Below are 13109 nucleotides of genomic sequence, written 5' to 3' on the forward strand. Positions count from 1 at the left end.
GTGTAAGTTAATACATCACCAACTTCCGCAAACGTTTTATCTACAGATTTATTAGCATGGAGATTTGCTAGTCTAATTGTTGATGTAACAGAATTAGAATTTGCTGTTTTTGAAGTCGGTGGCAAACTTGGATTTACAGTATATAGATAAGAAGCGAAGGCGTTATTAATGATAGGATTTTGGGTCGTAATATTGATGACTGTTACTTGAAAGGATAAGGTGAAAGTAGCTCCTCCTGGTATTGTACCAATAGGTACGAAAACGAGTGAATCTACATTTTGTAAAACACCGTTGAGTGTTACCGAACCTGGTGTTAATATCGTTCCATTTGGAAGTGAATCTGTTAGCTGTACGTTAGTTGCAGCTGTATTTCCACTGTTTGTAATAAGGATTGTATAACTTATCGTTTCGCCAATTGTGGCAAATTGTTTGTTAGTTGATTTTGTTAATGTTACATTCGCATTATTAATTTGAGTGGAAACGAGATTAGAAGAAATGTTTTTTGTAACTGGTGATTGGCTAGGGTTGACGGTATATTGATAAGAAGCGCTTGATCCATTAAATACGACGTTTGACGCGGGTATTGTATTTACTACTACTTGAAATGAAACATTTTTTGTTGTACCAGTTGGGATGGATCCAATGTTCACACCGTTAGCGGGATTTGCGCCCACTTGTGTCGTGCCATCAATTGTTACACTGTTTACAACAAAAGTTGTTCCAGTAGGAATGACATCTGTAAAAATAACATTGTTTGCATTCGTATTACCTGTACCTGTAAAGGAAACGGTGTACGTTAGTATATCACCAATATCTGCAAAATTTTTATCTACTGCTTTCGTCATTGTTACAGTAGCATTATTCACTTGAGTGGAGACAATATTCGTCGTATCAGTCCCGCTTACTGCCGGTTGATTTGGCACAGGAATGTATTGATAAGTTGTTGTACCACTATTTAATATGGGATTTGTTTGCGGGATAGAAGGAACGAATACTTGAAATGAAACCGTAGTCGTAGAATTAGCAGCAATAGATCCAATTGATATACCAGTAGCGGGATTTGCGCCAGCTTGGGTAACTCCGTTCACAGTTACGCTCCCTGGAATGAAAGTAGTCCCGCTAGGAATCGGGTCCGTATATATAACATTTGTTGCAGCGATATTTCCTATATTAGCTAAGGCAATACTGTAAGTTAGCGTTTCACCAATATCGGTAAAAAGTTTATTAACTGATTTTGTGCCATTAATATCTGCGAGGTTAACTTGTGTTCCAGCAGAGTTGCTTGTTGCAAGACCGTTAAAGGTCGTTCCACCGGCGATTGGTGTATATTGAAATGTAATATTAGCAGTGTTAGAAATCGGATTTGGATTTGGCAGAGAAACGACAGTCGCTTGGAAAGTTACTGTACGAGAAGCACCATTATTGATTGTTCCAAGAGATATACCAGCGGCAGGATTTGCATTTGTTTGTGGTATGTTATCTACCATTACAGTGCCAGGTATAAAGGAAGTCCCATTAGGGAGAATGTCTGTCAAAATAACGTTATTGGCGGGAAGAAGTCCGGTATTAGGGATAGTAACTGTATAAGTGAGAATGTCTCCAATTGTAGCTACACTTTTATTCACGCTTTTCGTTGCTTGTATATTAGGTGAGTTTATATTAATTTGTAAACCGACTGTATTTAACATGTATGCATCTCCGTTAGTTGTTAAACGGATTGCGGCAGATACTTGAGAATTTGTTAAATAGGGAGAAATATCAATGGAAGTAATGTCCCAGCCTTGTCTTCCTGCAGAGATGTTTGTACCTGAAGAAGCACTTTGATTTCGCGTTCCAAATGTCCCTGTTGTATCTAAGTTTCCTGCAGCATTATTAATTTGGGAACCGAAGAAATTATTTATGGCATTATTTGGTCCGGATAAAGCGTTTAATGAACTGAAATTTGGTCCGAATAGAGCCTGATCCCCAATTAAATCAGCATCCCCTTCGGTAGAACTCAAAAATAATCGTCCGCTTACAGGTCCTCCGGAAGGTGTTAAAAATCCTGAAACAGCTACATCTGCACTACCGGTATCAGCAGAAACACGGTTACCCGCTACATAAATGGTTAAGTTTCTTGCTGGCAATGTCCCATTTTGATAAGCGACAATGAGCGTCCATCCAGAAGAATTGATAGCCCCATTAGAAGCATCTAAAGGATCAACAAGTCCAGGGACAGAGCCAGTTGTATAAGAGCCAGATCCAGCAGCTTGAACGAGAGATGTTACATCTGCAGAACGTGTATAGAATCCAAATGTGACAGATCCAGAAACGAAAGTTTGATTTGAAGCTGTAACAGCCGAAGGGGTAATTGGGTATGTTGAAACAGGTGTAGTAAAAGAAACAGGGTTTCCTAAAACACTCGTAATGTTTTGATCACGAGATAAATAGTTTCCACCCCAAACGAGTTCTGCGTAAAGAATCGTACTACCAGCAGGGATATTTAATACAGCGGTAGAACTATTTTGTGTATAGTTTAACGTTGTACCAGCAGGAAAAGTAGGTACTTGTAAAGCGGTATTCGTAGTTACGAATGCACCAATTGCCCCGATTGTACCAGCACGGTTTTGGTTACTAATTTTACTTAAACCTAGTGTGTTCCCTGTAATCGCAAGTGCCCCGTTAGTAGTGGTAGAAAATCGATTCGTAATGGGCATTTTTTCACCTCATTTGCATATAGTTTTGGTCAAAATACGATATGCATATAAACAATCAAAAGGAACATGTATAATTGAACTATAAATTCCTTCCTTAATCATTGGAAGGAATTTAATAGTAACAAGGGCTATTTTTAAATCAGTTAATATTAACATTAAAGGAAACTCCAGGGACACAAACATTGATTTATAAAACTGCATTTGTTCCTCTATTTTGTTTATTTTGACTTTTGGATAGCACCACATGCCCATCAACTTAAGAATTTAGAATTACCCCAAAATGAAAAAAATAAGCTTTTTGTTACTTAATAACGGTGTGTCTGTAGCCCTAAAAGGGGCATTTAATTATTAGAATATAATTATTACATTATCGCATACAGTAAAACATATATTTAATAATAGGAAACAGGATTAATACCTTAGCTAAATTTAAATGATTCGTACTATATCTATCAAGAAAAACCTATTCAAGATTAATTAAAATTCAATTATCTGAGCTTTTTTCAAATCAGCAAACCATTCACCTATTATATCGTTATGATGCTTAATAATTTGGGATGCCGATAATAATGTAGTGTCATATGTACTATGCCCATCTTCAACAAGAGTAACATCATACCCTAAGCTATATGCACGTCGACACGTCGCATCTATACATATTTCAGACTGAACGCCTGTAATCACAATGTGTTCGATGTCCCTTTTATTCAATTCTTGTTGAAGACTTGTTTCATGAAATGAATCAGGGTGGTTTTTTTCAAGAACGATATCTTCAGATAGTGGAGCTACAGATTCATGAATTGCCCATTCCGGATTTCCATGCTCTAATAAAGATCCTGTTTTCCCATTAAACTTCATGTAAAAAATAGGCGCTTGGACAGTACGAGCTTTATGGATTAACAATTGAATGTTTTTTAATAATTCAATTCCTTTATATAGCATTCTTTCTTCTTTAAATGAACCCACTTGTACATCTATAATAAGCAATGCTGCATAGCCTTTTATCATAAACGACCACCTCACATTTTGATTAAAATCATACAAGTAAAATATGTATAAAATAAGTATCCATTTTTAAAGTATCCAAAATGGATAGAGAATATAAATATGTGGAATCATGAATTTTTTTATCTTCAAGCTAGAAATGAATACATTAATAAAGTTTGTATTGCTTAATGTAGCCTAGAGGTGTTTGAATGTAGTGAATTTCGCACGTACAGTGTTAAGTGGCGCAAAAGATGGAGATAACTTCAAAGTCTTACCTATCGCAACGATGGGGATGAAGAATGACCATAAATAGAACCTGTTGTTTATAACAGGTTCTAATCAGAGTTATAGGCTCAATTACAGGAACTACAGATCTACTGGGGGGTAGTGTAATTCCTGATTAAAATTAAGATATGTTAAAAAATTTTAAATATGATTAATCAAATGATAACTAAACAAAATCGTTATTTTAAAGTGACTCAAAAAAGAGCACAGATATAAATGTGCTCTTAGAGAGGTAGGTTAAGTATCCTATTGGCCATTGTTCAAAGTTAATATATGTACGTTTAACTAAAAAGTGAAAAATAAAAACAGGATAGTTAGAAAAAAGCTAACTGTTTCATTGCAACTTGTAAAAAAGAATGTGGGAGGTTCAAAAAAGAAACTATATATAATTATACAAGTAAAACAGAATTGTACAGCATGAAAAGGAGCACTACATAAGTGAGTGCTCATCGATAAGGAGGTAACTTTTTTAGCTAAACACCCTTCTTAAAGAATATGCTGGAAAAGTGGGAAATAAAACTAAAATATAGTAACTAATGATGTTATGAATAACAATTTATAGGGAGAGGTTTAATGTTGTTATTATTTAAATAATAAAGCAGCTAGCTCAATGAACTAACTGCTTTATTGTCCAACAATAACGATACCCACAATACGTTGTAACTTAAAGTTACAACTATAGTATAAACGGAATTAAAAATATTATGTAAAATTAAAAGTGAGCTAAATAAGGAAACTAAAAAGAGCACTAGGTACAAGTGCTCTTTAAAAGAAGACCCTATGAGTTAATAGCTACATATCCGTAATATATGATGACAAACAAGTTAATATAAAAGAGCATTCAGCAGAAAACTAACTGCTCATTCCTAGAAGAAAAGGAAAAACAAAATTAAAGAAGTCACTGTGAATTCAAGCTGCATCAGCCCATCTATAGCATTGGACATAATGAATAGAAACAATAAGGTCATTAAAACTCACTTATAAAAACGTAAAGGAGGCACTGCTTAAATTGTAGTATCTCCTTTTAAAAAAGTTAAGTTCAGCTTTACTTCTGAAATCAAAACAGATAATAAAGTTGTTTATTTCCTTGTGAAACTAAAGCTACCATATAGTTGAATAATATAAATTGTTTTATTCGAATATATAGTTTTAACATTGACTTTCCGTCCTTATCCAATAACGGAGTAAATTCCCCTGCATATCCACTCAACTAAATAAATGATGAATTCCTATTTCTTTATCTACCATTATTACTCGTGAACACATAATTTAGAATTTTATTCGGAAAAACTCAAAAAGGCAGCTAGAAAAAACTAACTGCTCTAGTAAATACTATGAATACAATGTTTATTCGTATTCAAACTTGGATTACCTATATTGTTAACATGCCCTAAAAATTTATTCAATAAAAGAGCAGTTAGCCCAGTCTAACTGCTCGATGCAGAGGTATTGTATGCCGAGTTATTGATTTTATTCAAGGAATAAAGAAATTGTATTTATTTGAAAAATATAGTTGAAGAATTTTATAGAGAAAATGTAGCAAATTCTATATTACAAGAGATACAAGGTGTAGCTCCAATAGAAGACAGAAGTACGAAGACCTAAACAACTTTCTGAACCAAATTTTAGTAAGGCTTCAACTAATTTAACTGCATTTGAAACAAAACTAAATAGTAAAACCTAATTAAATGTGAAATTCAACTAAAATTTAATTCTACATAAGTAACAAAAGATATTCATGAAAATGGATACTTTCTCTTCTAAAAAGTATCTATTTTATGTCCATGTACAAGTGTAGAAAGACATAAAAGTCTAAACTAAAATCTCACAAATAATTGTTGATAAATAGTAATTACCATATAGCAATAGGATTTGTAAATAATAATCAAACCACATACCTAAAATCTCGAAGATTATACTTTAATGAAAAGAATTCGAGGACTTTTTGCAAAGTACGAAAAATTAGAACGTGAACTTAAAGAAGTTAAATATTGCTTGTTGAAAGCAATATTTGTAGCACATAAGATTAATACGTAAAGCAATTATCTTTATATAATCTTGATATGAATTTTACTTTGTCTTTCTATAAATATGATTTTATCTAAATATAAACAAATTACACTCTCCTTATAAAGCATCGAGGAGAGATAATGATGAATCCATTTAGAAAAACAACCCTGTTTGTATTTACACTATCAGTATTAAATACAAACATTGGTATGTCACATGGTGATATTCCTATATTTACTAAAATACAACCTGCAATACCACAAGAGGAGAATGCAAAATCAGAAGTAGAATATATGAGAAATGAATCAGTAGAATCAGAAAAGGTACTTGAAAAAGAAAATAGGCCCATAGAGCAAGAAAAAGTGATAGTAAGGCCATTGGATGTGCCGCTGATTCTACAAAAACCAGAATTGATGAGAGGTTGTGAAGTAACGAGCCTTGCTATGGTGTTGCAATTTTCAGGTGTACAAGTCGATAAGATGGAACTCGCTGCAAAGATAAAGTCTGTACCATTTCAGGGAAAGGGTATAAAGGGGAATATGCACAAAGGGTTTATTGGGGATATAGCTACATTTGATAAACCTGGACTAGGTGTTTATGTAGAGCCGATTTTAGAATTGGCAAAGGAGTATGTTTCAGAAGAGAAAGTGAAGGATCTAAGTCACAAAGAACCTCAGCAAATATATGAGGCGATAGACAGAGGGCAACCTGTATGGGTATTAACAAATGCCCGTTTTAAACGGTTACCTGATGATGAATTTTATACATGGCGTACAGATGCAGGAGAAATGAAAGTGACATATCACCAGCATAGTGTCGTTGTGACCGATTATGATGAACAATATGTATATATTAACGATCCACTAAAGAAGGACAAACACAGAGCAATTGATCGGAATAGTTTTGAACAAGCCTGGATTCAAATGGGAAGACAAGCGATGACAGTTTCAATGTAAAACGAACGTAGATTGGATGAGAATAGAGATGAAAAAAGTTTTAATAGTTGAAGATGAACAGATTATCCGAGAGACTGTAGCCCATTATTTCTCGCATGATGGATATGAAGTAATTACAGCGGAAGATGGTCAAATTGGGCTAGATTTGTTTGCTGAACAAGAGCATAATATCAGTTTAGTTATTTTGGATATTATGCTCCCATTAATGGATGGATGGTCAGTGTGTAGACGTATTCGAAAGAATTCTAATGTTCCTATTATCCTATTAACGGCACGAAGTGATGAAGATGATACGTTACTTGGATTTGAACTTGGGGCAGACGATTATGTAACAAAACCATTTAAACCGTCTATTTTATTAGCGAGAGCAAAACGTTTGTTCAAAGATACAAATCAACAAGTACAATATCAGGACTGTATTAATTTATGTGGTATTCGCTTAGATAAATCAGCACGTTCTGTTTCAATAGATGGACAAAAAATAGATTTTACACATACAGAATATGAAATTTTACACTCTTTAATGCAACACAAGGAACAAGTACTATCAAGAGAGCAGTTAATCACAAATATTTGGGGATACGATTATGATGGAGATGATAAAACACTAACTGCACATATGCGTAATGTACGATTAAAACTTGGTGAGAAAGCAAAACACATTATTACAGTTGTTCGTACGGGTTATAAATTTGAGGTAGAAAAATGATGAGAAAGAAGATTGTGTTTCAGTTATTTTCTCTTACCTTTTTACTATGTTGCATGATTATCGCAGCTATCTTTTTCGGACAAATGTATGTGATGAAATACTTATATATAGATAAAGAAAAAGAAAATGTTCAGAAGCAATTACAACGGTACTATACATTTTATGAAGCTCATAAACAGGATGAAAATACACTCCAGAGGAAGGAACTCTCGTATGCTAATCAGCAGGGTATTATGATTGCTAGGCTCGATAAAGAAGCCAATATCAAGAAATTACCATCAGGAGATCATTATATAAAAACAGTTGATAAAAATGATTCGAGTCGATCCTCTAAGGTTGTGTTTAATAATTTAATCAATGCAAAGAAAGATATGGATCCTAATTTCAGTATATTAATTACAAGTTTACTCAATAAAACGACTAAACTAGCTATCATGGATACAGTAAGTAAAAGATCGAATAAAGACATAGTGATTCCTACAACATTGAGAATAAAAGGTTATGATGGAAATTTTGTTGCACCTACTTATTATCAGATTGATAAATATATGATGTCTGGTGCTAAAAATGGTATGAAGGTTTTTTCAAAAGAAGAAAGTGAGAAATATTATTTCTTAGAGGGAATTGTAACAGAGATAAATTTCCCAGTTTACTTCAATTCAAAAATGAATAATACATTGTATAGTAATGAGGTGTTTGCAAATCGTATTTTGCAATTTCAATCGGAATGGATCAGCGATAAAGTGAAATTACAAGGAGACGAATGGGTTCAGAATGAAATCAGTATAGATGGAATCAAGTATCTAGAAACGATAAAACCACTCATGCAAAATGGACAAGTAAATGAATTCATTTATACATTGTCTTCGTTACAACCGATTACAAAAGTGACAGATGTAATGAGTGATTATTATATATATTATAGCATTTGTGCTGATTCTATCGCTGGTTGTATGTTTATATTATTCAAGAATTATTACCAAACCATTACTAAAAATTAATGAAGCAACGAAAAAAATAATGCAATTTCAATTTCAAGATAAGCTTTCTATCAAATCAAAAAATGAAATTGGTGAGCTTTCCTCTAATATTAATCAACTCTCAGAAAGAATGGAAGGATATATCAATCAGTTAAAAACAGACTTAGAAAAAGAGAAAAAATTAGAACAGACACGAAAAGATTTCATTGCAGGCGTTTCGCATGAATTAAAAACGCCACTCAGTGTCATGCAAATATCTGCATCTATGCTGCAAGATGGAATCGCGCCTGAAATGAATCAATATTATTGGGAAGCATTAGAAAAAGAAATAGAGAAAATGAATGTGTTAATAGATGAAATGTTGAATTTGGCTAAATATGAATCCGGAACGTACCAAATACAGATGGAGCAGGTTAATATAGGGAATTTAATTCAAAAGGCAGCAAAAGATTTACAAGTTCAAATTAAAGAAAAATCACTACACATCAAATTAAATATAGATAATGTTTGTGTTAAAGGTAAAACACATCTGTTAGAACAGGTCATAACAAACTTGTTTACCAACGCGATTCGCTATACAGATGCGAATCGAACCATTGTGATAGATGTAAACGAGAAACAACATGACGTATATATAGGGTTTGAAAATAAAGGGGCACATATAGCAGAAGAAAACATAGATAAAATATGGGATCAATTCTATAGAGTGGATAAATCAAGAAAAAGAGTATATGGTGGAACGGGTCTTGGACTTTCAATTGTAAAAAATATATTAGATTTACATAATGTAAAGTACGGTGTAACTAATACAAAAGATGGGGTATTGTTCTACTTCCATTTAGAAAAATGGGATACAAAGTAGTAAGATGTAACATTGATATTATAGATTTTACTGTGGTGTTAAAGGCGATTTACATTCATATAAATTATTTTTAAAAAGGTGCGGAGTCAACTGAAATGTACCCTTTAAAATGGACAGTTTAATAAAAAAAAACTGAAAAATCAAGCCCGGAAAAGATGGTTCCGATATTCAATCGGAATCATCTTTTTTAATGTTCACTGATAACGATTATAATTATACCCCTCCATCTATTAATGGTATCTTTAGTAAAGTTGAAGAATATGTAGGCTAAAGCGTCCATAGCGTTGCTTTTTTTGGTTATATAAGGGTAATATCATATAGGAGTAGAGGCCATGCATATTTGCACCAGAACCGGTTAAAATTAAGGTGGTTCAGTTAGAGAAAGGAACTTTATGGTATCATTTTAGCGAGTTTATTTATATTAAACTATATAAATAAGAAGTTGCATAAAGGTAAGTAAATATTATAATTGATTTTGAACCATTTAATCCAACAATAAATGACATAGCGATCAAACTTACTATGGTACTTTTTATACCGTTATTCTTAGCCTTGCTTATCAAAGTCATACTTATGAAATTTATGAGAGAATCGATTGCTGGCAGACTAGCATATCTATCTTGTCTATTTTTTATGTACTATGTATTTAAATTTGTTACAGAGTAGAAAGACATCTTAGGATGTCTTTTCTTTATAAATAACAGTAATGTAGTATTTAAGCCTATACGTTCACACAAGATTACATGTATTTAGTTCTGTATATCAATAAAGTTTTGGAACTTGATTTTCTTATCCAATCAAGTTCCAAAAAACTCTAAACTAAAAACTTATAAAGAATCTTTGATAAATAGCCATTATTATAAATTTTGTAGGTACTTTCATGTCTTAATAACAGGACATGAAAGTCTAAACCTTTTGAACATAGGACAAAAAACTCTTAACTACTTAGCCAGTAATATCTTTAACTTATTTTATTATAATAGATGAAAATAATGATAAAATTATACCTTTTTCCTAATTGCACGTGTGAATATTCTGATACAATAGAATTAAATAAATTTAAAGTTAGGGTGAAACGTAATGTGGGATAGTCATTTCCATGGTACTCCAAGTAAAGTGATAGTTGAAGAGATTTCTTCGGAAAACAATAGTGATAAAACTTTTAAAGTTGGACAAATATATTCACATCCATTATATGTTTATAAGCTAGAAATTTCTAAAATTGAAGCGTATAAAGGTGAAAGTTATAGTTATAGAAATGCTTCTATATTTGTAAAGCCTTGCTTTTTTAATAGGGAAAATGAAATTGTTAAATTAGATGAGTATGAGATGACTACAGAAGAATTGAACGCAGACAAATGGTGGATTGAATCAGAAAAATAGAGGTGAGAATACTATGATTAATTTACTTATAAATACAGGTCTTTCTAAAAAGCTGTTAAGTGAATGGCATCCTATCAAGAATGGTCACTTGAATCCTGAAGATATTACATATGGAAGTTACGAATATATTTGGTGGGAGTGCTCTGAGGGACATGTTTGGGGATCAACTCCTAATGATAGGCTGAAAGTTGAAGATGAGCTTTGTCCAAAGTGTATGAAGAAAAAGCAGCAGCTAGATAAATTAAACAATGTTAATAAAATAGAAGCTAAATCACTTAGATGTATTGATCCAGATTTATCTAAGCAATGGAATTTCAAAAGAAATGCAGATGTAACACCTGATAATGAGATGATTGATGAAGAGAATTGGAATGTTAGATGGTGGATATGTGGTAAGGGTCATGAGTGGAAGGAGTCTGTTAGAAGTAGACTTCATGATAAAACTGTGTGTCCATACTGTTCAAATAAGAAAGTTTGCAAAGACAACTCATTAGCAACAATGTATCCAGAGATAGCAAAGGAGTTTTGTATCTTTGACACATGTTATCGGCAGAAATTCCGAAATCCATATGAGGCAATTTATACTTCAAATGAAGAAGTAATGTGGGTTTGTAAAGAAGGTCATATGTGGAGAGAAAAAATAAATTTAAGAGTGAAAAATGGTAAGGGATGTAGAACTTGTGAAAAGTATCAACAGTCAATTGCTCTTCATAACCCAGAAATAGCAAAAGAATGGCATCCTACAAAGAATAAAGAAGTATATGGTGTAACAACACCAGAGGAGACATCTACCAGATGTAACGAAAGAGCATGGTGGATTTGTGGTAAGTGTGGACATGAATATAAAGCAATGGTCAAAGCTAGACATGAAGGGGCTGCAAAATGTCCGTCATGTTATCCTCCAGAACCAAGGGTAAGAAAAAAGAAAAGAGAAGCTTTATTTCAAACTTATAATAAGATGGAAGATAATAGGGTTATCTTTGAGAAGAATTTAAGAGGAAAATTTAAAGATAGTGAAGGATAGCTTGAAATCTTTTTTCAAATTTGTGCTGGGAAGCTAAAAAACTAAAAAAGTGTCCTTTTTGCTTTTTTAGTTTTTTACATTTTATTTTGTGGAAATGAATTTAAATAAAAGCACCTATAAATCTCTAAGGTGCTTATTTTACTATATCTAGACCTTGCTATTTTGTGTAGCAAGGTCTTTTATTATATGTTCTATTTATAAAGTGAATTTAGTACGATAGAACATTTTCAATACTCCTAGAAATCATAGCAGTGCTTTTTTGTTATAAAGGATAATATTATATAGGAGTAGAAGCCATGCATATGACAAAAAAGAACAATTTCGGTAGGAATCCTGATTGTTCCCTGAAATGCGTCTTATATTTGCAAAAGAACCGGTTAAAATTAAGATTGTTCAGTTGGAGGAAGGAACCTTATGGTATCTTTTTAGCGAGTTTATTTGTATAATTTTATTCTTTAAATAGAACGATAAGAGAAAGGTAAGTGAATATTATAATTAATTTCGAACCATTTAATCCAATAATGAATGACATAGCGATCAAACTTGCTATGGTACTATTTATACCGTTATTCTTAGCATTGCTTGTCAAAGTCATACTTATGAAATTTATGAGAGAATCCGTTGCTGGCAGGCTAGCCTATCTATCTTGTCTATTTTTTATGTACTATGTATTTAAATTTGTTACAGAATAGATAGGCATCTTAGGATGCCTTTTTTATAAATAAAAGTAACGTAGTATTTAAACATATACGTTCACACAAGATCACATGTATTTAGTTCTGTAAATCTATAAAACTTTAGTTTGGATTTTCTTGGCCCAAGCTAGTCCCAAAAATGAGAGTTTAGAGTTTCATGCCTTTGTACAGTACATTAAGATAGGAGGGGAGTTTAACTCACATTTCCTCAACTGTTCGTTAAATTCCGATTTAACGAATAGTTGGTATTGTCTTATTTATATGTTATGATGTTATTGTCATATACTATAATTTGAGGAGAATTGATATGAAAATTCCTTTTATGAAAGAAAAAATAAAAAAAGTAGAAAAAAGGTATTTACAAGCAGAAACATTTGTACAACTATTCTGTGGTTTAATTATTCCTAGAATACGCGACGGAAAAGACATTGAGACAGCTTGGAATGAAATAAAAGATTACTTTGAGGAACCTCGTTTTAAACATGAAAAAGTATGTTTCAGTAAAGGTTTGAAGTATAATTT

The 13109-nt window shown here is 32.5% G+C and carries 7 protein-coding genes and 2 pseudogenes; 7 read left to right on the top strand and 2 right to left on the bottom strand.

Annotated elements, in window-relative coordinates; translation table 11 throughout:
• Positions 1–2696 (bottom strand): beta strand repeat-containing protein (locus tag FOT98_RS27385; RefSeq protein ID WP_144291188.1); only part of this gene is annotated, 2696 nt, incomplete at its 3' end.
• Positions 2697–3173: 477 nt separating this feature from the next.
• Positions 3174–3704: a cysteine hydrolase family protein gene (locus tag FOT98_RS27395; protein ID WP_000589748.1), complete on the bottom strand. Its 531-nt coding sequence runs from the start codon at positions 3702–3704 to the stop codon at positions 3174–3176.
• Positions 3705–6118: 2414 nt separating this feature from the next.
• Here FOT98_RS27395 and FOT98_RS27405 point away from each other — a divergent pair.
• From FOT98_RS27405 to FOT98_RS27435, 7 genes and pseudogenes are all read left to right on the top strand, one after another.
• A complete protein-coding gene (locus FOT98_RS27405; protein WP_001997354.1) occupies positions 6119–6934 on the top strand; it encodes a C39 family peptidase in 816 nt (271 codons plus the stop codon).
• A gap of 28 nt (positions 6935–6962) precedes the next feature.
• Entirely contained in the window at positions 6963–7643 is a 681-nt protein-coding gene (locus tag FOT98_RS27410) for a response regulator transcription factor (protein WP_000756749.1), read from the top strand.
• A pseudogene (locus FOT98_RS27415) lies at positions 7643–9485 on the top strand (sensor histidine kinase). Before FOT98_RS27410 ends, FOT98_RS27415 begins: the two are co-directional and overlap by 1 nt.
• 1080 nt (positions 9486–10565) lie before the next feature.
• Positions 10566–10868, top strand: coding sequence for a hypothetical protein (locus FOT98_RS27420; RefSeq protein ID WP_000263523.1), 303 nt, complete (start codon positions 10566–10568; stop codon positions 10866–10868).
• A gap of 13 nt (positions 10869–10881) precedes the next feature.
• A complete protein-coding gene (locus tag FOT98_RS27425) occupies positions 10882–11892 on the top strand; it encodes a zinc-ribbon domain-containing protein (RefSeq protein ID WP_000609152.1) in 1011 nt (336 codons plus the stop codon).
• A gap of 482 nt (positions 11893–12374) precedes the next feature.
• Positions 12375–12584, top strand: coding sequence for a hypothetical protein (locus tag FOT98_RS33085; protein ID WP_001021329.1), 210 nt, complete (start codon positions 12375–12377; stop codon positions 12582–12584).
• 310 nt (positions 12585–12894) lie between these two features.
• Positions 12895–13109, top strand: a pseudogene (locus FOT98_RS27435) (hypothetical protein); the annotation flags it as partial.

This window comes from Bacillus sp. HY001 (assembly GCF_007558965.1).
In the GTDB taxonomy this organism is placed as follows: domain Bacteria; phylum Bacillota; class Bacilli; order Bacillales; family Bacillaceae_G; genus Bacillus_A; species Bacillus_A mobilis.

Coding starts and splice junctions, on each gene's coding strand:
- FOT98_RS27395 (WP_000589748.1), bottom strand. CDS start 3,704: ATGATAAAAGGCTATGCAGCATTGCTTATTATAGATGTACAAGTGGGT.
- FOT98_RS27405 (WP_001997354.1), top strand. CDS start 6,119: ATGATGAATCCATTTAGAAAAACAACCCTGTTTGTATTTACACTATCA.
- FOT98_RS27410 (WP_000756749.1), top strand. CDS start 6,963: ATGAAAAAAGTTTTAATAGTTGAAGATGAACAGATTATCCGAGAGACT.
- FOT98_RS27420 (WP_000263523.1), top strand. CDS start 10,566: ATGTGGGATAGTCATTTCCATGGTACTCCAAGTAAAGTGATAGTTGAA.
- FOT98_RS27425 (WP_000609152.1), top strand. CDS start 10,882: ATGATTAATTTACTTATAAATACAGGTCTTTCTAAAAAGCTGTTAAGT.